The sequence below is a fragment of the Lysobacter sp. Soil_C_59 genome (assembly GCF_057656415.1).
In genome coordinates this window covers 514,404-537,214 of record NZ_JBDGKK010000002.1, presented here as the reverse complement: position 1 = coordinate 537,214, position 22,811 = coordinate 514,404, and the positions used below count along the sequence as shown (strand labels likewise).

At 66.9% G+C, this 22,811-nt stretch carries 18 protein-coding genes; 9 read left to right on the top strand and 9 right to left on the bottom strand.

All coding sequences use genetic code 11. The features are described 5' to 3' along the window. Position 1 precedes the first annotated feature (1 nt). Positions 2 to 304, bottom strand: coding sequence for a hypothetical protein (locus tag AC3A3Q_RS05890; protein ID WP_487585333.1), 303 nt, complete (start codon positions 302 to 304; stop codon positions 2 to 4). Positions 305 to 493: 189 nt separating this feature from the next. Here AC3A3Q_RS05890 and AC3A3Q_RS05885 point away from each other — a divergent pair, with 189 nt between their 5' ends. Then, complete coding sequence (locus AC3A3Q_RS05885) at positions 494 to 2,446, top strand: winged helix-turn-helix domain-containing protein (protein ID WP_487585332.1); 1,953 nt, start codon at positions 494 to 496, stop codon at positions 2,444 to 2,446. On the opposite strand, the gene panE is transcribed toward AC3A3Q_RS05885, so the two are convergent. Genes panE through AC3A3Q_RS05870 form a run of 3 tightly spaced genes read right to left on the bottom strand, consistent with a single transcriptional unit; the run spans position 2,443 to position 5,267 of the window. Next, positions 2,443 to 3,375 carry a 2-dehydropantoate 2-reductase gene (gene panE, locus AC3A3Q_RS05880; RefSeq protein ID WP_487585331.1) on the bottom strand — a complete coding sequence of 311 codons (933 nt, stop codon included), beginning with the start codon at positions 3,373 to 3,375 and terminating at the stop codon, positions 2,443 to 2,445. The two genes, AC3A3Q_RS05885 and panE, sit on opposite strands and share 4 nt — an antisense overlap. 10 nt (positions 3,376 to 3,385) lie before the next feature. Beyond that, positions 3,386 to 4,186 carry an ABC transporter permease gene (locus tag AC3A3Q_RS05875; RefSeq protein ID WP_487585330.1) on the bottom strand — a complete coding sequence of 267 codons (801 nt, stop codon included), beginning with the start codon at positions 4,184 to 4,186 and terminating at the stop codon, positions 3,386 to 3,388. 55 nt (positions 4,187 to 4,241) lie between these two features. After that, a complete protein-coding gene (locus tag AC3A3Q_RS05870) occupies positions 4,242 to 5,267 on the bottom strand; it encodes an ABC transporter ATP-binding protein (protein WP_487585329.1) in 1,026 nt (341 codons plus the stop codon). A gap of 119 nt (positions 5,268 to 5,386) precedes the next feature. Here AC3A3Q_RS05870 and AC3A3Q_RS05865 point away from each other — a divergent pair, with 119 nt between their 5' ends. From AC3A3Q_RS05865 to AC3A3Q_RS05850, 4 genes are all read left to right on the top strand, one after another. Continuing rightward, positions 5,387 to 6,154: a ferredoxin--NADP reductase gene (locus AC3A3Q_RS05865; RefSeq protein ID WP_487585328.1), complete on the top strand. Its 768-nt coding sequence runs from the start codon at positions 5,387 to 5,389 to the stop codon at positions 6,152 to 6,154. 112 nt (positions 6,155 to 6,266) lie between these two features. After that, positions 6,267 to 7,811, top strand: coding sequence for an alpha/beta hydrolase (locus tag AC3A3Q_RS05860; RefSeq protein ID WP_487585327.1), 1,545 nt, complete (start codon positions 6,267 to 6,269; stop codon positions 7,809 to 7,811). Further along, positions 7,808 to 8,554, top strand: coding sequence for an ABC transporter ATP-binding protein (locus AC3A3Q_RS05855; RefSeq protein ID WP_487585326.1), 747 nt, complete (start codon positions 7,808 to 7,810; stop codon positions 8,552 to 8,554). The genes AC3A3Q_RS05860 and AC3A3Q_RS05855 overlap by 4 nt, the downstream gene beginning before the upstream one ends. Next, positions 8,551 to 9,780 carry an ABC transporter permease gene (locus tag AC3A3Q_RS05850; RefSeq protein ID WP_487585325.1) on the top strand — a complete coding sequence of 410 codons (1,230 nt, stop codon included), beginning with the start codon at positions 8,551 to 8,553 and terminating at the stop codon, positions 9,778 to 9,780. Before AC3A3Q_RS05855 ends, AC3A3Q_RS05850 begins: the two co-directional genes overlap by 4 nt. A gap of 659 nt (positions 9,781 to 10,439) precedes the next feature. Here AC3A3Q_RS05850 and AC3A3Q_RS05845 read toward each other — a convergent pair. From AC3A3Q_RS05845 to rpmH, 5 genes are all read right to left on the bottom strand, one after another. Further along, entirely contained in the window at positions 10,440 to 11,477 is a 1,038-nt protein-coding gene (locus AC3A3Q_RS05845) for an energy transducer TonB (RefSeq protein WP_487585324.1), read from the bottom strand. Positions 11,478 to 11,649: 172 nt separating this feature from the next. Beyond that, entirely contained in the window at positions 11,650 to 12,996 is a 1,347-nt protein-coding gene (mnmE, locus tag AC3A3Q_RS05840; RefSeq protein WP_487585323.1) for a tRNA uridine-5-carboxymethylaminomethyl(34) synthesis GTPase MnmE, read from the bottom strand. A gap of 97 nt (positions 12,997 to 13,093) precedes the next feature. Continuing rightward, the gene (yidC, locus tag AC3A3Q_RS05835) at positions 13,094 to 14,818 is read right to left on the bottom strand and encodes a membrane protein insertase YidC (RefSeq protein WP_487585322.1); all 1,725 of its coding nucleotides are present in this window, start codon (positions 14,816 to 14,818) and stop codon (positions 13,094 to 13,096) included. Between the two features lie 15 nt (positions 14,819 to 14,833). Next, positions 14,834 to 15,277: a ribonuclease P protein component gene (rnpA, locus tag AC3A3Q_RS05830; RefSeq protein ID WP_487585321.1), complete on the bottom strand. Its 444-nt coding sequence runs from the start codon at positions 15,275 to 15,277 to the stop codon at positions 14,834 to 14,836. A gap of 56 nt (positions 15,278 to 15,333) precedes the next feature. Then, positions 15,334 to 15,474 carry a 50S ribosomal protein L34 gene (gene rpmH / locus AC3A3Q_RS05825; protein ID WP_031374044.1) on the bottom strand — a complete coding sequence of 47 codons (141 nt, stop codon included), beginning with the start codon at positions 15,472 to 15,474 and terminating at the stop codon, positions 15,334 to 15,336. 416 nt (positions 15,475 to 15,890) lie between these two features. On the opposite strand from rpmH, the gene dnaA reads away from it, so the two are divergent. The 4 genes from dnaA (at position 15,891) to gyrB (ending at position 22,746) form a co-directional block, all read left to right on the top strand. Continuing rightward, positions 15,891 to 17,216, top strand: coding sequence for a chromosomal replication initiator protein DnaA (dnaA, locus tag AC3A3Q_RS05820; protein WP_487585320.1), 1,326 nt, complete (start codon positions 15,891 to 15,893; stop codon positions 17,214 to 17,216). A 302-nt stretch (positions 17,217 to 17,518) separates the two neighbouring features. Then, positions 17,519 to 18,619, top strand: a complete 1,101-nt coding sequence (gene dnaN, locus AC3A3Q_RS05815) for a DNA polymerase III subunit beta (protein WP_487585319.1) — start codon at positions 17,519 to 17,521, stop codon at positions 18,617 to 18,619. Positions 18,620 to 18,837: 218 nt separating this feature from the next. Beyond that, positions 18,838 to 19,953, top strand: coding sequence for a DNA replication/repair protein RecF (recF, locus tag AC3A3Q_RS05810; RefSeq protein WP_487585318.1), 1,116 nt, complete (start codon positions 18,838 to 18,840; stop codon positions 19,951 to 19,953). A gap of 327 nt (positions 19,954 to 20,280) precedes the next feature. Further along, positions 20,281 to 22,746, top strand: a complete 2,466-nt coding sequence (gyrB, locus tag AC3A3Q_RS05805) for a DNA topoisomerase (ATP-hydrolyzing) subunit B (RefSeq protein WP_487585317.1) — start codon at positions 20,281 to 20,283, stop codon at positions 22,744 to 22,746. Positions 22,747 to 22,811: the final 65 nt, after the last annotated feature.

Below are 22,811 nucleotides of genomic sequence, written 5' to 3'. Positions count from 1 at the left end.
CTCAGCGGCTGGCCAGGCGCCTGGTGGCCCGCGGGTTTGCCAGCACCAGCTGGACGATGCCGGCATTGCGCTGGCAGGCGCGCTGGGTGTCGATCATCAGGCGGGTGCGCACGGTATAGGCCTGGCCGAGGTTGTCGACGCCGGTCAGGCGCGCGATGTCCTTCTGACTGGGCAGCAGCGGGCGCTGGCAGTCGATGGTGATCGTCGGGACCATCGGGTCCGGGGTCGACTGGGCTGCGGCTGACTGGGCTGCAACGGAGGATGCGACGACGGCCAGCAGCAGCGTGGCGAGACGGGTGTTCATGTGAATCTCCGGGCGACGCCGGTCGATTCCGGCGCGACCAGACTCGCGCCGTGCCCGCCGCAGGTCTTGAGGACGGGCTGAGGGCAAGCGCAGGCTTGTGTTGGGCCCGCGGCCAAACCTTGGGGAAAGCTTAGGCCGTGTGCACGACCGGCCCGCGTATCCGTAAATGGGTGTTTTCCACGTGCCGCGATGACCCGACCTGTTCCCCCAGTGCTCCGCTTCGACGACATCGTCCTGGACCTGCCAGGCCGGCGCCTGCTGCGCGCGGGCGAGCCGCAACCGCTCGAGCCCAAGGCCTTCGCCGTGCTCGAGCTGCTGGCGGGCTCGCCGGGCCAGGTCTTCTGCCGCGACGAGATCCTCGACGCGGTCTGGGGCCACCGTCACGTCACTCCCGGCGTGCTCAACCGTGTCATCACCCTGGTCCGGCACGCCCTGGGCGAGGACGCCCACAGCTCGCGCTACCTGCACACCGTGCACGGCTATGGCTATCGCTTCGACCTGCCGGCGCAGGTGGAAAGTGGCGAGGCGGAAGCCCCGGTTCAGGCGGCGGCGAGCGGCGTGGAAATCCCGGCCAATGGCGCCGACGGTGACGTGGCTGCCACGCCGGCGGCGCCGACGCGGACAGCGCCACACCCGCGACCCTGGCTGCGATACGCCGTCGCGGCGAGCGTGCTCGTCGCGTTGGCCCTGGCCGCCTGGTTATGGCCACGTCCCACGGGCACGGCCGTGGCATCGCCGGTACTGGCCGTGCTGCCGATGCGCGCGGTCGGCGAGGACCCGCGAGGCCAGGCCTTCGCCGATGGCCTGAGCGAAGAGATGATCGGGCTGCTGGCCCACATCGACGGCCTGCGCGTGATCTCGCACACCGCGTCGTTCAAGTTCCGCGATGGCGCATTGCCGATGACCGAGGTCGCCAGGCAGCTGAAGGCGACGCATCTGCTCGAGGGCAGCGTGCGCCAGGACGGCGAGCGACTGCGCATCAGCCTGCATCTGGTCGAGGCCAACGGCAATCGCACCGTCTGGTCGCAGAGCTTCGACCGCGAATTCCGTGACATCTTCGTTGTCCAGCGCAGCATCGCCTACGCGATCGCCAACGCGCTGGAGCTGCAGCTGGGCCTGTCGGCGATATCGTCGGGGCCCGGCGAGGATCCCGCGCTGTACCGGCGCTACCTGCTGGCGCGCAATGCGTCGCCGCGCGTCGGCGAGGATCGCTCCGAGGCGTCGGAAGCCGCACTGCGCGAACTGACCCGCGAGCATCCCGACTATGCGCGGGCGCAGGGCGGACTGGCGGTGATCCTGTGGGGACGCTCGCTGTCGGCGCGTCCCGGTCGCGATGAGCTCCGCGCCGAAGCCGAGCAGGTGGCGACAAGGGCGCTGCAACTTGACCCCCGGCAGCCCGAGGCACACGCGGTCATCGCGGCGAAGGCCTGCCGGGTTCAGCAGTGGAGCGAGTGCATGCGGCTGTCGCAGCTCGCAATCAAGCTGGCACCTTCCGATACCTGGTGCCGAGGCTGGCACGCCTACCGCCTGGCCACGCTCGGGTACGTCCAGCAGGCGCTGCGCGAGACCGACGAGGCCCTGAAGCTGGCGCCTTTCGACCAGGACCTGCATTTCTGGCGAGGCCGGCTGCTCGATACGCTGGGCCGCCACGACGAGGCTAGCGAGCACCTCGCGCTGGCCCCGCCCGATCGCGCCGCGACCGCGAGCTACTTCAACGCGGTATGGCGCCGCGACTACGCCACCGCGCAACGGCTCGTCGAGGCGTTGCCCACCGACCTGCCCTGGCGCGCATCGGAACTGGCCGCCGTCGCTGCGTTGCGTGACCCGACGCTATGGCCTGCGGTACCGCCGGCGATCGAGCTCTCGGAACGGCATCCGCTGCATGGCCAGGTGCCGTACGACTTCACCCGACTGCTGCTGCCGGTGCGCGACTACGCGCGTGACATCGACGGCCTCGACGCCGTGCAGCAGGCCGGATATGCCTCGTACCAATGGGTGTTCTGGCAGCCCGAATCGCGCGCGTTGCGCCAGGATCCGGCGTTCCAGCGCTACCTGCAGCGCAGCGGGATCGCTGCGTACTGGCGCGAGCATGGCTGGCCGGACGTGTGCCACGCCGATGGCGCCGGCGTGGCTTGCGACTAGCGCCCGGCTTCGTACGCCTGCAAGTGGCACCATGCTGCCGCGAGCAGCGGCGCCGACTGCCCGGCGGCGTGCGCGCGGTGCAGCATGTCACCGACGATCTGCATCGCTTCCACTGGCTGGCCCGCTTCCAGGTCACGCAGCATCGAGGCCTTCAATGGCGAGTCGGCCTGGGTCAGCGTCGTCAGCGCCGATTGTTGTGCCGACTCCGCGATCGGCTCGCCTTCGGCCATCGCGACGGCGAGGCATTCGTCGTAGAGCGCGCGCATGAAGGCCTCTCCACCTTCAGCGGCGACGATGCCGCCGACGGAGGCGCGCATCAGGCACGTGGCCGCGGCCAACGTCGACAGGAACGTGTACTTGGCCCACTGGTCGGCGGCGATGCGCTGCGAGCGCACGTGGTCGATGCCGGCATCCGCGCACAGGCGGGCGAACGCGGCCGTGCGCTCGCTGTCGGGGTCGCCGTCGCGCTCTCCGAAGGTGATCGATGCCGGGCGACCAAGGTGCAGCACTTCACCGTTGGCACCCTTCATCGCGCTGATGAAGCACAGGCCGCCGAGCACGCGCTGCGCACCGAACCTGGCGTCTAGCAGCGGGTAATGGGCGAGGCCGTTGAGGATCGGCAGGATCGCGGTGTCGGCGCCAACGGCCGGCGCCGACGACGACATCGCGCTGTCGAGGTCGTAGGCCTTGCAGCTCAGCAACACCAGGTCGAACGGGCGCTCGCGCGCCAGCGCTGGAAGGGCGTCAGCCGTGACATGCGCGACCTGGATGTCGGCATCGCCGAGCGGGCTGCGCAACGCCAGGCCATCCGCATGAAGTTGCGTTGCGCGTGCCGGTCGCACCAGGAAGGTGATGTCCGCGCCCGATTGCGCCAGGCGGCCGCCGAAGTAACCGCCGGTTCCGCCGGCGCCGAGGACAAGCACGCGCATGGCAGAGCCCTCAGCTGCGCAGGCCGACGCCGCGCTTGAGCAGCCACAGTCCGAGCGATGCCAGCGCCACGACGAAGGCCATCATCAGCGTGTAGGCCACCCACACCGGCACGTCGCTGGCACCAAGCAGTCCGTAGCGGAACGCGTTGACCATGTAGAAGATCGGGTTGGCATGGGTCATCGCCTCGGCCCACGGCGGCAGCAGCTTGACCGAATAGAACACGCCGCCCAGGTACGTCAGCGGTGTCAGGATGAAGGTCGGCACGATCGCGATGTCGTCGAACTTCTTGGCGTACACCGCGTTGACGAAACCGGCCAGCGAGAAGATCGTCGCGCCCAGCAGCACGGTGGTGAAGGTGACCAGCGGATGCGGGATGCGCACCTTGGTGAAGAACATCGCGATCACCAGCACGATCGCGCCGACCATCAGGCCGCGCAGCACGGCGCCCGCGACGTAGCCGCCGAGGATCACCCAGTTCGGCATCGGGCTGACCAGCAACTCCTCGACGTGGCGGCCGAACTTGGCGCCGAAGAACGAGGACGAGATGTTGCCGTAGCTGTTCTGGATCACGCTCATCATCACCAGCCCGGGGACGATGAAGTCCATGTACTTGATTCCGTCCATCTCGCCCACGCGCGAACCGATCAGGCCGCCGAAGATCAGGAAGTACAGGGTCATCGTGATCGCCGGCGGCACCAGGGTCTGGCCCCAGATGCGCAGGATGCGGTTGATCTCGCGACGGACGATCGTGCCCAGCGCCACCAGGTTGCGCTGGTGGTCGGTGAGTTCCTTGGCGACGGCGGTGTTCATGCTTGGTCCTGCAATTCTTTGTGGTGTGTGCTCCGGGCGGGAGCAGGCAAGAGCGTCAAGCCACTTGTTCCGGCGGCGCCTGCGCGGTGCTGTCCTGCGCGTTCTCGCCGGTCAGGCGCACGAACAGTTCTTCCAGGCGGTTGGACTTGGTGCGCATCGAGCGCACGCGGATCCCGGCGTCGCCGAGCACGGCGAAGACGCGGTTGAGGTCCATCGCGCGCGGCATCTCGATATCGAGCGTGTGGTCGTCCGCCGCCAGCAGCGTCGTGCCTTCGATCAGCGGCAGCGTCGCCGGCAGCTGGCCGTCGATGTCGAGCAGGAAGCCCTCGACGTCGAGCTTGGCCAGCAGCGCCTTCATCGGACCCTGCTCGACGATGCGGCCGCGATCGATGATGGCCAGGTTGCGGCACAGGCTCTCGGCTTCTTCCAGGTAATGCGTGGTCAGGATGATCGTCGTGCCGGCGGCATTGATCTCCTTGAGCGTCTTCCACATGCCACGGCGGATCTCGATGTCGACGCCGGCAGTGGGCTCGTCGAGGATCAGCAGGCGCGGCTGGGTCATCATCGCCCGCGCGATCATCAGCCGGCGCTTCATGCCGCCCGACAGCGTACGGCTCATCATGTTGGCCTTTTCCCACAGGTGCGCGCGCTTGAGCTCGACTTCGGCGCGGGCCAGCGCCACCTCGCGCGGCACGCCGTAGAAGCCGGCGTAGTTGACCAGGATGTCGAGCGGCTTCTCGAACATGTTGAAGTTCAGCTCCTGCGGCACCAGGCCGATCAGGCGCATGGCGGCGTCGCGGTGCCGCGCCAGGTCGACGCCGAAGATCGACACCGAGCCGGCGCTGAGGTTGACCAGCGAGCTGACGATGCCGATCAGGGTGCTCTTGCCGGCGCCGTTGGGGCCGAGCAGGGCGAAGAAATCGCCCGGGACCACGTCCAGGGACACGCCCTTGAGCGCCTCGACACGGTTGTCGTAGGTCTTGCGCAGGTCGCGCACGGACAGTGCGGGGGCGGCGGCGGCCGTGCTGGGCGCCGCGGACGCGGCGGCAGCCGCGGTGGAGAGGTTCGAAGCCGGGGTCATCTGGGAGGCCTGTTGTGGAGCGCGCCTTCGCGGCAAGCCGCGCAGCGATAACCGGTAGTATAGGCGGCCTCGTGCCGGCGCTCCGGCTACAGTCTGTTGCAACTTCCATCGGTATTGTCGTGGCCATCCAGCATTTCCCTCTCAAGCTCGTCTCGCGCCGGATGCTGGCCCCCACGGTCGGCCACTACACCTTCGTCCGCGACGATGGCCAGCCGCTGGACTTCATCCCGGGCCAGTTCATCCAGGTCCACTTCACCTACGCCGACGGCACCGCTACCAAGCGAAGCTATTCGCTGGCGACCATCCACGACCACGCCCTGGGGCCTGGCGAGGCGGTCGAGATCGCGGTGAGCTATGTCGCCGGCGGCGCCGCGACCGCCCTGTTCGAAGGCCTGGAGAGCGACGGCCGGGTCGACGCCAGCGGCCCGTTCGGCCGCTTCTGCCTGATGCCGGCCGACGCCAACAAGCGCTACCTGCTGATCGGCACCGGCACCGGCGTGACCCCCTATCGGGCCATGCTGCCGCAGCTCGACGCGCTGATCCGCGAGCGCGACATCCAGGTCGTGCTGCTGTTCGGCGCGCGCACGCCGGTGGAACTGCTTTACGGCGACGAGTTCCGCGAGTTCGCCGCAAAGCATCCGCAGAACTTCCGCTTCGTCCCGTGCTTCTCGCGCGAGTTGCCCGAGCCGGGTTCGGCGCAGGCCCATGCCGACGTCCGCCACGGCTACGTGCAGCAGTACCTGGACGAGTTCGCACCCAGCGCCGGCGACGACATTGCCTACCTGTGCGGCAATCCGAACATGGTCGACGCCTGCTTCGAGGCGCTCAAGGTCCACGGCCTGCCGGTGCCGCAGATCCGCCGCGAGAAGTACGTCAGCAGCAAGTAAGGCTGCCACGGGCGGTAGCTCCGGCTGACGCCGCCCGCATCGGGTTTCGTTCTTCCCACGCCTCTCCTCTGGCATCCTTGAAGGCGCTTTGCCTTATGGACGAGAGGTCATCATGCGCACGTGCAGTATCTGGGGAAGGACTTCCGCGCTGGCGGCGGTCCCGTTGTTGCTGGGCCTGCTGCTGACGGGCTGCGATTCGAAGGTCGCCGACCCTGCCTCGGCGAAGGATGCCGGCAAGCGGATGTTCGGCTCGATCGCGTTCGAGCCATGCACGCTGTCGGCGCCGCTGTCGCCGTCGAGCATCGACGCGCAATGCGCGAAGTTCGAGATCGCAGAGAATCCGGCTTCACCAAAGGGCCGGAGGATCCCGCTGAACATTGCGTGGTTGCCTGCCAACGATCAGTCCGGCGGCACCGGTGACCCGGTGTTCTTCCTCGCCGGTGGCCCCGGCCAGGCCGCGACCGAGTACGCCGCGCAGATCGACATGGCGCTGCGCGATGTGCGCAAGCAGCGTGACATCGTCCTGATCGACCAGCGTGGCACCGGCAAGTTCAGCTCGCTCGATTGCCGCGACGGCAACGGCCGCGAGCTTGCACTGCCCGATGCCGACGAGACCGATGCCAGCGCGATCGCCGACTACGCGGGACGCTGCGCGCAGGCCCTGGCCGACAAGGCCGACCCGCGCTTCTACACCACCACCCAGGCCATCGCCGATCTCGACGCGGTGCGTGCCGCACTCGGTGTCGATCGCATCAACCTGGTCGGCGTCTCGTACGGCACGCGCGTAGCGCAGCAGTACGCGGCGCGGTATCCGCAGCACACGCGCTCGATCGTGCTAGATGGTGTCGCCCCCAACACGCTGGTCGTCGGCGGCGAGTTCGCCCGCACGTTCGAGCGCGCGCTCGGCCTGCAGGTCGCGCAGTGCCAGAAGCTGGAGAGCTGCCGCAAGCGCTTCCCGCAGGACCTGCGCACGCAGCTGCATGCGCTGAAGACGCGTCTTGCAGCCGCACCGGTGGAGGTCGAGTACCGCGATCCCGCCAGCGCGGAGGTCAAGAAGGACACGCTCACCGCCGACACCGTCGTCGGCCTGACCCACCTGTTCTCCTACATGCCGCAGATGGCATCGCTGCTGCCGGTGGTGATCGACGAGGCCGATCGCGGTCGCTATGCACCACTGATGGCGCTGTCGCAGATGATGACGCGTGAAGTCGGCGGGCAGATGTCGCGGACCATGCAGTGGTCGGTGATCTGTGCCGAGGATGCCGATCGCTACCAGCCGGACCCGAACGATGCCGGGACTGTTCTCGGCGCCGATGTGGCGACGGCGTTCTTCGCCGCATGCAGAAGCTGGCCACACGGATCTCGTCCGGCCGGGTTCAACGAGCCGCTGAAGTCCAAGGTGCCGGCGCTGTTGCTGTCGGGCGAGATCGATCCGGTCACGCCGCCGTCTTATGGCGAACAGGTGCTCAAGGGCCTGCCCAACGGTCGTCATCTCGTCCTGCGCGGACAGGGCCACAACGTTGGCGGCGTCGGCTGCCTGCCCAAGCTGGTCGGCCAGTTCATCGAATCGACCGACGCGCGAAAGCTCGACGCCAAGTGCCTGGACACGATCGGCTACGTGCCGCCGTTCACCGGCTTCAACGGGTGGGAACCATGATCATCGCCAACGACCTGCACAAGAGCTTCAAGACCAAGACCGGCACCGTGCGCGCCGTCGATGGCGTCAACTTCGAAGCACACGATGGCCAGATCACCGGCCTGCTCGGCCCCAACGGCGCCGGCAAGACCACCACGCTGCGCATGCTCTACACACTGATGAAGCCGGACGCCGGCCAGGTGATGGTCGACGGCGTCGATGCCGCGCGCGACCCGGAGGCCGTGCGGCGCGCACTGGGCGTGTTGCCCGATGCACGCGGCGTGTACAAGCGCCTGACCGCGCGCGAGAACATCGCCTACTTCGGCGAGCTGCACGGCATGTCCGCGCAGGCCATCGCGCAACGCACGCAGACACTGGCCGACGCATTGCAGATGCACGACATCCTCGATCGCCAGACCGAGGGCTTCTCGCAGGGCCAGCGCACCAAGACCGCGATCGCGCGCGCGCTCGTGCACGATCCGCGCAACGTGATCCTGGACGAGCCGACCAACGGCCTGGACGTGATGACCACGCGCGCCATGCGCACCTTCCTCCAGCAGCTTCGTGCCGAGGGCCGCTGCGTGATCTTCTCCAGCCACATCATGCAGGAGGTCGCCGCGCTGTGTGATCGCATCGTCATCATCGCCAAGGGCCAGGTGGTCGCCAGCGGCAGCGCCGACGAACTGCGTGAGCAGACCGGCGAAGCCAATCTCGAGGATGCCTTCGTCAAGGCGATCGGTTCGGAAGAGGGCCTGCACGCATGAGTTCGATCCAACCAACGATCACTGACCAGAAGCGGGCTCCTCGCAGCAGCAGCATCGCGACGTTGTGGTCGGTGATGCGCAAGGAACTGCGCGACATCTCGCGTGATCGCCGCACGTTGGCGCTCGCGCTGTTGATGGGACCGCTGCTGTACCCGCTGCTGATGATCGGCATCGGCACGCTCGCCGAGAGCCGCGCCAAGACCCAGCTCGACAAGGTGCTCGAAGTGCCGACCGTCGGCATCGAGCGCGCACCGAACCTGGTGGCGTTCCTGGCCACTCAGGGCATCCAGGCAAAGCCGGCTCCGGCCGACCTGGATGCGGCGATCGCGCGCCAGGACATCGACGTCGCCATGCGCATCAGCGTCGGCTTCGCACGCAACTGGCACGAAGGACAGCCGGCGCTGGTCGAGATCGTTCGCGACAGCACGCGTCGCGACAGCGACATTCCCGGTGCACGGTTGCGTGCGGCGCTGACGGCGTACGGCGACCAGGTCGGTGCGCTGCGCCTGCTTGCCCGCGGCATCGATCCTTCGATCACGCGCGCGCTCAACGTCGGCAGTCGCGATCTTGCCACCGAGGATGCGAAGCGCGGCATCGTGCTGTCGTCGATCATGCCGTACCTGCTGATCCTGATGTCGTTCCTCGGCGGTGCATATCTGATCATGGATGCGACCGCGGGCGAACGTGAGCGTCAGTCGCTCGAACCGTTGCTGGCGACTCCGGCGCGTCGCGGTGCGATCGTGAGCGGCAAGATCGCCGCGGCGTGTGCGCTTGGTTTGCTGTCGCTGTTGCTGACGTTGCTCGCCTTCAAGTTCAGCGCGCAGGTCGGCACCAGCGTCGGGAAGATGCTCGATGTCAGTTTCGCCGCGATCGGCAAGATGCTGCTGGTGCTGCTGCCGATGCTGTTCATCGGCACGACGTTGCTGACACTGTTGTCGGCGACGGCCAAGAGCATGAAGGAGGCGCAGAGCCACATGACGTGGTTGATGCTGCTTCCGATGATCCCGACGATTGCCTTGGCGGTGAATCCGATCAAGACGCAGATGTGGCAGTTCACGGTGCCGTTCCTTGCGCAGAACCAGATGCTGCTGAAAGTGATCCGTGGTGAGTCGATCGACCCGCAGGTGTGGGCGATCTACCTGGCGGCCGGATTCGGCGTAGCGGCGCTGCTGTGGTTCGCGGCGGTGCGGCGCTATCACCAGGAGCGCCTGGCTATCTCTGGGTGATTTGTTTTCTGTTGTTTGGTTAAGGGAACGGGCCGCATTGCGGTCCGTTTTCTTTTGCGTGCGTGGTCAGTGGGTGGAGGAGGTGGGGTGTATTCCGCGAACCTCCGCTTCGCTCCGTTTATTGTTCGCGAAATACACCCCACCCCCTCCTTCCGGAAGCTGCCACTGTTTTATTGACTTGAGCTGTTAGCGGGAGCGCAGTGCGCGCGTGATGCAGCTGCGACGGTCGGACTCGGGCTGTACCGGCCCTGGACGGTGTCCGTGCCCTAGCTCATTCGCACGTCTGCTCGGTGAGCTCGGTCCCGGACGCCCGCGAAAGGAATTGGTTGTTCCAAACCCACTCGCGCTGTTGAGCCCCTCTCCCCTTGTGGGAGAGGGGTTGGGGAGAGGGGCGCCGGAGACCACGCAATGAATTGCCGAAGCGTCGTCCGCCGGGTCGGGGATTGCGGAGCAGCGGGACATGGATGTCCCGCGCCCCGACTAAAGCCAGGATGGCGTCTGGAGGGGCGGAGCAATCCCCGGCCCGGCGGACGGCGCCATTCCGCAGACGGAAGCTGGAACCGCAACCAAAGAAAAAGCCCGGCTCACGCCGGGCTTTCCTGTTGCTGCCTTGCATTCGCGAGTCCGGTTCCCCAACCGTCCCCGCGATGCTGGCCTGATCAGCTCTGCGGATTGAAGCCGATCGTGCGGCGCGTGGTCACCGGAGAATCGACCGGCTGGAAGCGCCACTTGCGTACGGCGTTGACCGCTTCGCGATCGAAGATGCGCGCCGGGTTGGAACGCACCACGCGAGCGGCGGTGACCGAACCATCGGTGCCGACGGTGAACTCGACCTGCACCTCACCCGAGGTGCCGGCACGCAGTGCCTCCGGCGGATAACGCGGCGGCGGCATCGACAGCGGACGCAGATCGCTGGCATTGGCACTGGCCGGAGCCGCAGCGGTCTGGCGCGCCACCGCGGCGCGCTGCTCGGCAGCACGTTCATCGGCAGCGGCCTTGTCAGCAGCGGCCTTGTCGGCGGCGATCTTGTCCGCGGCAGCCTTGTCGGCAGCGGCCTTGTTCTGCTGGGCCAGGAGCTTGGCAGCTTCTTCCTGCTGCTTCTTCTGGTCCTCGACACGCTTGATTTCGAGCTCGGCCTTGCGCTTGGTCTCTTCCTCGGCGGTCAGCTGCTGCTGGGCGGCACGCTTGCCCACGGCTTCCTGCTGGGCGGCAATGCTGGTCTTGAGGCGGGCCAGCGCCGGGTGCTGCGCGTCGGCCTTCTCGAGAAGGGCCGACAGGCGCTGCGCTTCGGTGAAGTCTTCGCGGTTGACGCTCTGCTCGATGGCGATGACCGTCATCGGCAGCAGGTCGGTCAGCGCGCTCGACACGGCGGCGTCGCCGGGTGCCTTGTCACGCAGGGCCAGGTAGTACTCGACCGCGTTGTCCTCGGCCGGAGCGTACAGGCGGTTCTCGGCATAGGCCTTGCGGGCCGCCTCGCGCAACTGGTCGGCCGTCATGGCCGTTACCTTGGCAGACACTGCGGTGTCGGCCGTCACCGCGGGTGCGGCTGCGGTGGTTGCTGGTGCAGCCGCGCTCTCCGGCGCTGGCTCTTCTTTCTGGCAGGCGACCAGCGCGCAGGCGATGGCCAGCACGACGGACAGCTGCTTTACGGCGGACAGCCGGCTGGAACGCCGGGCTTGCGGATTTACGACGGTCATATTGGCAAAGCTCCCCTGAAGTGCGCCGTCACGAGCACACGGCTCTTAATCGCGTGAGCGGGCCGTGTTTGTCAAGCGGTGGCGGCAGCAGCCTACCATCTGCCCGCCCTGTTACTGAATTCCACTGGCGGCCGCAGCCTGTTCAGCCTGGTCCCTCGGCGGCCGCCCGCGATCACTTGCCGATGCAGAAGCTCGAGAAGATATGACCCAGCAGGTCATCGGCGCGGACGCGTCCGGTGATCTCACCGAGCTGGTCGTGGCCAAGGCGCAGCGCTTCGGCGGCAAGATCCAGCGCCTCGCGGTCGAGGTGGATGCGGGCATCGGCCAGTTCCCTGCGCGCCTCGACCAGGGCGTCGACATGCCGGGCGCGGGCGGTGAAGGCGCCTTCGCCAGCGGCGGCTCCATTGCCCTGGGCGAGCAGCCGCAGCCGGGCATGCAGCGCTTCCACGCCGAGACCGGTCCGAGCCGACACCGGCAAGGTGTCCGGGTCGACCACCGCGATGGGCTCGTCCAGCAGGTCGGCCTTGTTGTGCAGCCACAGCCGCTGGGGTACGCCGGCGATCGCGTCGACGACGGCAAGGCGGCCGGCCTGCGGATCGCGTGCATCGAGCACGACGATGGCCAGGTCGGCGCGGCCGAGTTCGCCGCGGGCGCGGCGCATGCCCTCGCGCTCGATGACGTCGCCCCCCTCGCGCAGGCCGGCGGTGTCGACCAGGGTCAGCTCGACGCCATCGATGCGGATGGTTTCGTGCAGCAGGTCGCGGGTCGTGCCGGCGATGTCGGTGACGATGGCGCGGTCACTGCCGGCGAGCACGTTGAGCAACGAGCTCTTGCCGGCATTGGGCGGGCCGACGATCACCGCATGCAGGCCGTCGCGCAGGCGGCGGCCGCGTTCGGCTGCGGCGAGCAGTTCGTCCAGGGCCGAGGCAGTGTCCGCCAACCGCGCGCGAAGCTGGGCGCCGCCCAGGGTGTCGATGGGTTCGTCGGCGAAATCGATCGCCGCTTCCACATGCACGCGGATGGCCAGCAGCTCGTCCGCCAGCGCGTCGACGCGGCGCGAGAACTCACCGTCAAGTGCGCGCCGCGCGGCGCGTGCTGCACGGACATCGGCGGCGGCGATCAGGTCGGCGACCGCTTCGGCCTGGGCCAGGTCGAGGCGACCTTCGAGGAAGGCGCGCTCGCTGAACTCACCCGGTCGCGCGCGTCGCGCACCCAGCGCAACGCAACGCGTCACCAGCTCCTGCAGCACCGCGGGGCTGCCGTGTGCCTGCAGCTCGACCACGTCCTCGCCGGTGTAGCTGGCAGGAGCGGCGAAGTAGAGGGCGATGCCATCGTCGATGACGGCGCCATCCTCGGCGGCGAAACGTACGTGGTGGGCATGGCGCGGCTTGAGCGTGCGCGCGCACAGAACCTGTGCAATGGCACGCGAGCGCGGACCGGACAGACGCACGATGCCGACGCCGCCCGCGCCCGGGGCGGTGGCGATCGCGGCGATGGTGTCGCGGCTGGGCGTGGTCATGGCGATATGGTCGCAGAGAACCCGGCCCCACAAACACCCGGCCCCACAACACAAAGCCCGCCTTGCGGCGGGCTTCGTGGATTCACTGCCGCAAGGCTCAGGCCTTGGCCGGCTCCTCGCTGTAGCGCTTGACCATCCACCACTGCTGCAGCAGGCCGAGTGCGCCGTTGGTCACCCAGTACAGCACCAGGCCGGCCGGGAAGAAGGCGAACATCACGCCGAATACCAGCGGCATGAACTGCATCATCTTCGCCTGCATCGGATCCATGCCGACGGTCGGGTTGAGCTTCTGCGTGAACCACATCACCGCGACGTTGATCAGCGGCAACACGAAGTAGGGATCGCGCGCGGTCAGGTCGGTGATCCAGCCGATCCACGGTGCGTGGCGCAGCTCGACCGATTCCGACAGCATCCAGTACAGCGCCAGGAACACCGGCATCTGCAGCAGGATCGGCAGGCAGCCGCCGACCGGGTTGATCTTCTCCTTCTTGTACAGCTCCATCATCGCCATCTGCAGCTTCTGCTTGTCGTCGCCGTAGCGCTCCTTGAGCTGCGCCATGCGCGGCTGGAACTTGCGCATCTTGGCCATCGACTTGTACTGCGCCGCGGAGAGCGGGTACATCGCCAGCTTGATCAGCAGAACCAGGCCGACGATCGCCCAACCCCAGTTGCCGACCAGGCCGTAGATCTTCTCCAGCACCCAGAACAGCCAGCCGGCGATCGTCGCCATGATGCTGAAGCTGCTGAAGTCGACCGCGCGGTCGAGGTTGGGAACGTTCTGCGCTTCGATTGCCTTGACCAGCTTCGGGCCAACCCACAGGCGCGCATCGGTGCTGGCCGTGGCACCCGGGGCGACGTTGACGCCCGGGCCGACCTCGCGCACCACGTACTGGGTGCCACCGGTGCCCTGCGTGGTCGCCAGCGAGAAGGTGCTCTTGTCGTTGGCGCCCGGGATCCAGGCCGAGAAGAAGTGGTGCTGCAGCATGCCGATCCAGCCGCCGGTGACTTCCTTCTGCATCGGGCCGTCGTCGACGAAGTCGTCGTACTTGCGCTTCTCGTACTTGTCGGTGCTCGAGTACCACGCCGCGCCCTGGAAGCTGTACTGCTCGGCGCTCATCGGGCCCTTCTTCACCAGTGCGCGCGGAACGCGGCTGAGCTGGCGGTAGACGAAGCCCTGCCACGGCGCGCTGCCGGCGTTGATCACTTCATCGTGCACCTTCACCACATAGTCGCCGCGGCTGAAGGTGTAGGTGCGACGAATGGTCACGCCGTTGGCGCCGGTCCAGACGAAGGGAACGTCGACACTCGAGGCGCCGTCGGCCAGGGTGTAGTCGGTCTTGCCGCCCTCGGGCATGAAGCCGGCCTGGTGCGTCGGCGCATTCTGGCCATTGGCCGAACCGCTCTGCACCCAACCGCTTTGCGCGACGAAGTAGTTGGCCGGATCCTGCGCGAATACGCGCACCGGCGCGCTGTCGCGGTCGGCCGTGCTCGGATACTTCAGCAGGTCGGCCTGGCGCAGTTCGCCGCCATCGAGCACGACCTTGAGCACGTCGGTGGTGACGGTAGCGGTCGGCACCGAGGCTGCGCCCGCCGTGGCCGGCGAGGCCGCAGCGGCCATGCTCGGCGCGCTGGGCACGGCGCCCGGTGCGGCCGGGGCCGACGGCGCGCCCGGCACGGAGCCGTTGGCGGCGGCGCTGGTCGCGGTCGCAGTCGAGGTTTGCGCGGCTTCGGCCGGCATGGCCTTTTCCTTGCCCCACTCCATCCACAGCAGGGTCGCCACCATCAGCCAGGCGAAGATCAGAAAAACACGGGTCTGGTTCATGGGCGACAGGCGGGCTCAGCCTTGACCGGAGTCAGGCATTGGGGCGGAAGGGGAAGCGGCCGGCATTGTGCCGTCCACGGATGTTGGGGGCAATGAAGTCGGGGTCGATGCGGCAGGCAAGGCGCCGCAGCGCTGCAACAGACCACGCAGGGCCGCGGCGAGTTCCGGACCGGTGCTGCGTGCCGCGGCTGGACGGGCGACCACGACGTAGTCGCCCGCGGCCAGTTCGCCACGGATCTTGCGGAAGGTATCGCGCAGGACGCGCTTGATGCGGTTGCGGCCGACCGCGTTGGGATCGACCTTGCGCGATACGGCAAGGCCCAGGCGCGGAGGGATCTCGCTGGCCTGCCAATGCAAAGCCAGCACGGGCAGCGCTACGCGCCGGCCATGCTGGAAGATGCGATCGAAGTCGGAACGCGCGCGTACCCGCGCCGTGCGCGGGAAGCGGGCCGATATCATCTAGGGACTACCGGCGAGTGCCGGTCGGCCGCCGCGAGATGCGGCGGCAGCGACGCTTAGGCGCAGAGACGCTTGCGGCCCTTGGCGCGACGACGGGCAAGAATCTTGCGGCCGTCGGCAGTCGCCATGCGGGCACGGAAGCCGTGGTCGCGCTTGCGCTTGAGGTTGCTGGGCTGATAGGTGCGCTTGGTGGCCATGATCCGGCTCTGCGAAAACGTCAAATAGGACCGGCGATTCTAGCGGGTCCGCGAACCACAGGTCAACCCGCCAAACCACGGCCTGCAGGGCGGGCCTCTACGACAGCAGCTTCAAACGCCCAAAAGCACTGGCCAAGCCCCTGAGTCAGGGGCGATTCGCGCGATAGCGCGAATGGGGTGTGGAAAACACGTGCAGCGCAAACTTTGGGGGCGAGACCGACGGAGTCGGGATCAGCCACGCCTGTGGACTACCTGTTAATTTGCCTGTGGACAAGTCCTGTTCCGCGCCGATTCCCGGTGATAGTCTGGACTCCACCCCCCGCCCCGTTCGCCGCGATGCGCTCATCGCGCGGCGGGCCGCTTTTTGTCCGTGGCCACAGGCCCGCAGACCGCAACAGAAGAAGACGCCCGACCTGATGGAAGCCTGGCCCCGCTGCCTCGAACGCCTTGAAGCCGAACTGCCGGCCGAAGATGTCCACACCTGGCTCAAGCCGTTGCAGGCTGCCCAGCGTGACGATGTCACCGTGCTGTACGCACCCAATGCGTTCGTGGTCGAACACGTCCGCGAGCGCTACCTGTCGCGTATCCGCGAGCTGCTGACCTACTTCGTCGGCAGCGGCGAGGTAAGCCTGGAGGTCGGATCGCTGCCGCGCGCGGCGCCGCACGTGCCCCAGAACGAACCGATTCCGGTGGCGCGGAACGTGCCGTCGGAGCCGTTCAACGGCCACCTCGACAACCACTACACCTTCGACAACTTCGTCGAGGGCCGCAGCAACCAGCTCGGTCGCGCCGCTGCCTGGCAGGCCTCGCTCAAGCCCGGCGACCGCGCCCACAACCCGTTGCTGCTGTACGGCGGCACCGGCCTGGGCAAGACCCACCTGATGTTCGCCGCCGGCAATGCCATGCGCAGCGCCAACCCGAACATGCGCGTGCTGTACCTGCGCAGCGAGCAGTTCTTCAGCGCGATGATGAAGTCGCTGCAGGACAAGACCATGGATGCGTTCAAGCGCCAGTTCCAGCAGGTCGACGCGCTGCTGATCGACGACATCCAGTTCTTCGCCGGCAAGGACCGCACCCAGGAAGAGTTCTTCCACACCTTCAACCAGCTCTTCGACGGCAAGCAGCAGATCATCCTGACCTGCGACCGCTACCCGCGCGAAGTCGAAGGCCTGGAGCCGCGCCTGAAGTCTCGCCTGGCCTGGGGCCTGAGCGTGGCGATCGAGCCGCCGGACTTCGAGACGCGCGCGCAGATCGTGCTGTCGAAGGCGCGCGAGCGCGGCGCCAACATTCCCGAGGAAGTCGCCTTCCTGCTCGCCAAGAAGATGCGCAGCAACGTGCGCGACCTCGAGGGCGCCCTCAACACCCTGGCCGCACGCGCCAACTTCACCGGCCGCGCGATCACCGTCGAGTTCGCCCAGGAAACCCTGCGCGACCTGCTGCGCGCGCAGCAGCAGGCGATCGGCATCCCCAACATCCAGAAGACCGTGGCCGACTACTACGGCCTGCAGATGAAGGACCTGCTGTCCAAGCGCCGTACGCGCTCGCTGGCACGTCCGCGGCAGATGGCGATGGCCCTGGCCAAGGAACTGACCGAGCACAGCCTGCCGGAGATCGGCGATGCCTTTGCCGGTCGCGACCACACCACCGTGCTGCATGCCTGCCGGCAGATCCGCACGCTGAAGGAAACCGACGGCAAGCTGCAGGAAGACTGGGACAAGCTGATCCGCAAGCTCAGTGAGTAAGTCCGTTTGAGGCGACAGCGCAAAGCTGCGCCGGGCGAGACATACTTATCCTCAATGCCTGCGGGTAAGCCGTGTATGTTGCGGGCACAAGTTGTGGACAATTCACACCCTTCACCGGTGCGTTAGAGTTGTCCACAGCTTGTCCGGGACTTACAGGGTTGGTTCTACCGAAGTTTCGAAGGCAACAAATTCCTTGTAAATCAAATGCTTGGTGCGGTTTTCCCGGATTTTCGGCGACTCCACCACCACCATGCTTTTGATTTATTCCACATCTTTAGTAATGGCACGGGGACGGGGTCCGCATGCGTTTCAGCCTTCAACGCGAAGTCTTTCTCAAGCCGCTCGCTCAGGTCGTCAACGTTGTCGAGCGCCGCCAGACCCTTCCGGTTCTGGCCAACCTCCTGGTCCAGGTCAAGGACGGACAGCTGTCGCTGACCGGTACCGACCTCGAAGTGGAGATGGTGTCGCGTGTCCTGGTCGATGACGCCCAGGACGGCGAAACCACGATCCCGGCGCGAAAGCTGTTCGAAATCGTTCGCGCCCTGCCCGACGGCAGCAAGGTCACCATTTCGCAGTCGGCGGAGAAGATCACGGTGCAAGCCGGACGTTCGCGCTTCACCTTGGCGAGCCTGCCGGCGAACGACTTCCCGTCGATCGACGAAGTCGAAGCCACCGAGCGCGTACGCGTTCCGGAAGCAGCGCTGAAGGAACTGATCGAGCGCACGGCGTTCGCGATGGCGCAGCAGGACGTTCGCTACTACCTCAACGGCCTGTTGTTCGACCTGCGCGAAGCCAGCCTGCGCTGCGTGGCCACCGACGGCCACCGCCTCGCACTGTGCGAATCGCCGCTCGAGAACGGCGCCCAGACCAAGCGCCAGATCATCGTGCCGCGCAAGGGCGTGCAGGAACTGCAGCGCCTGCTCGAAGGCGGTGATCGCGAACTCGAACTGGAAATGGGCCGCGGCCACCTGCGCGTGAAGCGCGACGACGTGACCTTTACCAGCAAGCTGATCGACGGCCGATTCCCGGATTACGAGGCAGTCATTCCGATCGGTGCCGACCGCGAGATCCGCATCGACCGCGAAGTGCTGCGCGCCTCGCTGCAGCGTGCGGCGATCCTGTCGAACGAGAAGTACCGTGGCGTGCGCCTGGAAGTTTCCCCGGGCCAGTTGAAGATCAGCGCGCACAATCCGGAGCAGGAAGAAGCGCAGGAAGAAGTCGAGGCCGACACCAAGGTCGACGACCTCGCCGTGGGCTTCAACGTGAACTACCTGCTCGACGCACTGTCCGCGTTGAAGGACGAGCATGTCGTCATCGCCCTGCGCGACGCCAACTCGTCCGCACTCGTTCGCGAAGCCGCAAACGACCGCTGCCGCCACGTCGTGATGCCGCTGCGTCTCTGATTCGCGCAGCCCGCAACACCAGGAAGCCCGGCCAAGTGCCGGGCTTTTTGTTTCAGATCCGTCATTCCCGATGTTCCTCGCCCGTCATTCCCGCGCAGGCGGGAACCCAAGGACGTGCTCTTTGCTCCGGCTTGCAACAGATAGCCTGTTCCACGTGGAACACCTCACGACCAGTACCGTCCTTACCCCCGCCAAGGCGGACCGGTAAACTGGCCCCAATGCACGTCACCCGCCTTGAACTGCGCAACCTGCGCCGGTTCGTCGAGCTCCGCCTCGATCCATCCCCAGGCCTCAACCTGATCACCGGCGACAACGGCGCGGGCAAGACCAGCGTGCTCGAAGCCCTGCACCTGATGGCCTACGGCCGCAGTTTCCGGGGACGCGTCCGCGACGGACTGATCCGGGACGGGGACCAGGCCCTGGAGGTCTTCGTCGAGTGGCAGGAGCGTCTGGCAGCTGGTGCTGACAACCAGACGGCTGCTGCAACCCCGGGGCGCACGCGTAAGGCGGGCATGAGGCACAGCGGTCAGGACTGGACCGGGCGCCTGGACGGCAGCAACGTCGCCCAGTTGGGGGACCTGTGCGCCGCGCTGGCGGTCGTCAGCTTCGAACCCGGCAGCCATGCTCTGATCACCGGCGGCGGCGAATCCCGGCGGCGGTACCTCGATTGGGGTTTGTTCCACGTGGAACAGGATTTCCTTCCGCTCTGGCGGCGCTACGCCCGGGCGCTGAAGCAAAGAAACGCTCTACTCAAGGCGCGGGCACGAGATGGTCAGCTGGACGCCTGGGATCACGAGCTCGCGGAGGCCGGAGAACCACTGAGTCGGCGCCGGGAGCAGTACCTGGAACAACTCCAGCCGAGGTTCGCGGCCCTGCTTTCCGAACTGGCCCCTGCCTTGGGTCCGAGCCGCCTCGATTACGTCCCTGGCTGGCGTCGCGACGAACTTCCGCTGGCAGACGCCCTGCTACTGGCCCGGGAACGCGATCTCGCCGCCGGCTACAGCTCCGTAGGACCGCACAGGGCGGACTGGCGCATCGTCTTCGGCTCGATTCCCGGCCGTGAGGCGCTCTCACGCGGTCAGGCCAAGCTGACTGCCCTGTCGGCGCTGCTAGCGCAGGCGGAGCACCATGCCGCCGCGCGTGGGGAGTGGCCTGTGGTTGCGTTGGATGATCTGGCGTCTGAGCTGGACCGGCAGCACCAGGGGCGGGTGCTGGCACGGCTCCAGTCTAGCGGGGCGCAGGTTTTCATTACCGGTACCGAAGCACCCAGTGGATTGGATGCAACGGCCCTTGTTCGACGGTTCCACGTGGAACATGGGTTGATTAGCGGTTGATCGTCCCGAGCAACGTCCTTGGATCCCCGCCTGCGCGGGGATGACGGTGGGGCGCCGGAGAGGGTGCGGGCCTGGGTCCCGGCGTTCGCCGGGATGACGTGCGTCCTCAGGCCCCTACGAAGACCGCGCAACGAATCCCCGCTCCGCCGGCCAACGCCGTCCCGCAGACCGTGTCTTTAAACCCAGGAGCGCAGGCCGCCAATACCCGCGCTCAAGCTCCCAGTCAACCTTCAAAGGGCCCGGCTGTTATACTCTCGCGTTGAATAGCTAATGTGTCTTGACGCCCCCGGCCCCGCCGGATAACGCGTCGACGGAGCCTGTTGCCGCATGACCCATATCGAGCACGACCCCTCGCAAGACCCGACCGTCACCGCCGTACCTTCCCAGACCTACGACTCCAGCAAGATCACCGTCCTGCGTGGTCTCGAGGCTGTGCGCAAGCGTCCGGGCATGTACATCGGCGACGTGCACGACGGCACGGGCCTGCACCACATGGTGTTCGAAGTGGTCGACAACTCGATCGACGAGGCCCTCGCCGGCCACGCGAACGAAGTCACCGTGACCCTGCACAACGACGGCTCCTGCTCGGTGTCCGACAACGGCCGCGGCATCCCGGTGGACATCCACAAGGAAGAAGGCGTCTCCGCGGCTGAGGTGATCCTCACCGTGCTGCACGCCGGCGGCAAGTTCGACGACAACAGCTACAAGGTTTCCGGCGGCCTGCACGGCGTTGGCGTATCGGTGGTCAACGCCCTGTCCGAGCACCTGTGGCTCGACATCTGGCGCGACGGCCACCACTACCAGCAGGAATACCAGCTGGGCGAGCCGAGCTACCAGCTCAAGCAGCTCGAAGAATCGCAGAAGCGCGGCACCACGCTGCGCTTCCTGCCGGCGCGCGAGATATTCACCGACATCGAATTCCACTACGACATCCTGGCGCGCCGCCTGCGCGAACTGTCGTTCCTCAATTCCGGCGTCAAGATCACGCTCATCGACGAGCGCGGCGAAGGCAAGCGCGACGTCTTCGAGTACGCCGGCGGCATCGCCTCCTTCGTCGAGCACCTGGCGCAGCTGAAGACCCCGCTGCACCCGAACGTGATCTCGGTGTCGGGCGAAATGAACGGCATCACGGTGGACGTCGCCCTGCAGTGGACCGACTCCTACCAGGAAACGATGTTCTGCTTCACCAACAACATCCCGCAGAAGGATGGCGGTACCCACCTGATCGGCTTCCGTGCCGCGCTCACGCGCACGCTGTCGAACTACATCGAACACAGCGGCATCGCCAAGCAGGCCAAGATCGCCCTGACCGGCGACGACATGCGCGAAGGCATGATCGCCGTGCTGTCGGTAAAGGTCCCCGACCCCAGCTTCTCCTCGCAGACCAAGGAGAAACTGGTCAGTTCGGAGGTCAGGCCGGTCGTTGAGAGCACGTTCGGTGCACGTTTGGAGGAGTTCCTGCAGGAACACCCCCACGAAGCCCGCGCCATCACCGGCAAGATCGTCGACGCCGCCCGTGCCCGCGAAGCCGCGCGCAAGGCGCGCGACCTGACCCGCCGCAAGGGTGCACTCGATATCGCCGGCCTGCCCGGCAAGCTCGCCGACTGCCAGGAGAAGGATCCGGCGCTCAGCGAACTGTTCATCGTCGAGGGTGACTCGGCAGGCGGCTCGGCCAAGCAGGGCCGCAACCGCAAGACCCAGGCGATCCTCCCGCTCAAGGGCAAGATCCTCAACGTCGAGCGCGCGCGCTTCGACCGCATGCTCGGTTCGGCCGAAGTCGGCACGCTGATCACGGCGCTGGGCACCGGCATCGGCAAGGACGAGTACAACCCGGACAAGCTGCGCTACCACCGCATCATCCTGATGACCGACGCCGACGTCGACGGCAGCCACATCCGCACGCTGCTGCTGACGTTCTTCTACCGGCAGATGCCGGAGCTGATCGAGCGCGGCCACATCTACATCGGCCTGCCGCCGCTGTACAAGATCAAGCAGGGCAAGAACGAGCTCTACCTCAAGGACGATGCCGCGCTCGACGCCTACCTGGCCAACAACGCGGTCGAAGGTGCATCGCTGCGCCCGGCCGTCGGTGAACCGGCGATCGAAGGCGCCGCGCTCGAGAAGCTGCTGCTGGCCTATGCCGGCGCGCGCGAAGCGATCCAGCGCAACGCACATCGCTACGACCCGAGCGTGGTCGAAGCGCTGATCGATTCGATCCCGCTCGACATCGCCCACATCGGTGACCACGACGCTCTGCGCGCCGAATTCGACCGCGTCGAATCGCGCCTCAACCTCGGTGGCCTCGGCAAGCCGCGCTACAAGCTCGAGTTGCACGAAGGTGGCGGCGAGCGCCAGGCGGCACTGCTGGTCAAGCGCCTGCACATGGGCGAGGAAATGACCCAGGTGTTGCCGCTGGCCGCGTTCGAAGGCGGCGAACTTCGCGCCGTGCGCGAAGCCGCGACGCAACTGCACGGTCTCATCCGCGAAGGTGCGCAGATCGTGCGCGGCAGCCGCGCGCAGCCGATCACCACCTTCGCCCAGGTCCAGGCCTGGTTGCTCGAGGAGGCCAAGAAGGGCCGCCAGATCCAGCGCTTCAAGGGCCTGGGTGAAATGAATCCCGAGCAGCTGTGGGAAACCACGGTCAACCCGGAAACCCGCCGCCTGCTGCAAGTAAGGATCGAGGACGCGGTGGCGGCCGACCAGATCTTCAGCACGCTGATGGGAGACGTCGTCGAACCGCGCCGCATCTTCATCGAGGACAACGCATTGAAGGTCGCCAACCTCGACGTGTGACCGGCGCGTGAGGGGCTTGAGCCCCGATTTCGCGACTTCCGCCGTTCGGGCTGAACCCCTTCCAC

What these genes read in the sequence shown, in the direction of transcription:
- dnaA (WP_487585320.1), top strand. Translation starts at nt 15,891, where the DNA reads ATGGAAGCCTGGCCCCGCTGCCTCGAACGCCTTGAAGCCGAACTGCCG.
- gyrB (WP_487585317.1), top strand. Translation starts at nt 20,281, where the DNA reads ATGACCCATATCGAGCACGACCCCTCGCAAGACCCGACCGTCACCGCC.
- AC3A3Q_RS05845 (WP_487585324.1), bottom strand. Translation starts at nt 11,477, where the DNA reads ATGACCGTCGTAAATCCGCAAGCCCGGCGTTCCAGCCGGCTGTCCGCC.
- recF (WP_487585318.1), top strand. Translation starts at nt 18,838, where the DNA reads ATGCACGTCACCCGCCTTGAACTGCGCAACCTGCGCCGGTTCGTCGAG.
- AC3A3Q_RS05860 (WP_487585327.1), top strand. Translation starts at nt 6,267, where the DNA reads ATGCGCACGTGCAGTATCTGGGGAAGGACTTCCGCGCTGGCGGCGGTC.
- panE (WP_487585331.1), bottom strand. Translation starts at nt 3,375, where the DNA reads ATGCGCGTGCTTGTCCTCGGCGCCGGCGGAACCGGCGGTTACTTCGGC.
- AC3A3Q_RS05855 (WP_487585326.1), top strand. Translation starts at nt 7,808, where the DNA reads ATGATCATCGCCAACGACCTGCACAAGAGCTTCAAGACCAAGACCGGC.
- AC3A3Q_RS05875 (WP_487585330.1), bottom strand. Translation starts at nt 4,186, where the DNA reads ATGAACACCGCCGTCGCCAAGGAACTCACCGACCACCAGCGCAACCTG.
- AC3A3Q_RS05870 (WP_487585329.1), bottom strand. Translation starts at nt 5,267, where the DNA reads ATGACCCCGGCTTCGAACCTCTCCACCGCGGCTGCCGCCGCGTCCGCG.
- mnmE (WP_487585323.1), bottom strand. Translation starts at nt 12,996, where the DNA reads ATGACCACGCCCAGCCGCGACACCATCGCCGCGATCGCCACCGCCCCG.
- AC3A3Q_RS05885 (WP_487585332.1), top strand. Translation starts at nt 494, where the DNA reads ATGACCCGACCTGTTCCCCCAGTGCTCCGCTTCGACGACATCGTCCTG.
- yidC (WP_487585322.1), bottom strand. Translation starts at nt 14,818, where the DNA reads ATGAACCAGACCCGTGTTTTTCTGATCTTCGCCTGGCTGATGGTGGCG.
- rpmH (WP_031374044.1), bottom strand. Translation starts at nt 15,474, where the DNA reads ATGGCCACCAAGCGCACCTATCAGCCCAGCAACCTCAAGCGCAAGCGC.
- AC3A3Q_RS05890 (WP_487585333.1), bottom strand. Translation starts at nt 304, where the DNA reads ATGAACACCCGTCTCGCCACGCTGCTGCTGGCCGTCGTCGCATCCTCC.
- AC3A3Q_RS05850 (WP_487585325.1), top strand. Translation starts at nt 8,551, where the DNA reads ATGAGTTCGATCCAACCAACGATCACTGACCAGAAGCGGGCTCCTCGC.
- dnaN (WP_487585319.1), top strand. Translation starts at nt 17,519, where the DNA reads ATGCGTTTCAGCCTTCAACGCGAAGTCTTTCTCAAGCCGCTCGCTCAG.
- rnpA (WP_487585321.1), bottom strand. Translation starts at nt 15,277, where the DNA reads ATGATATCGGCCCGCTTCCCGCGCACGGCGCGGGTACGCGCGCGTTCC.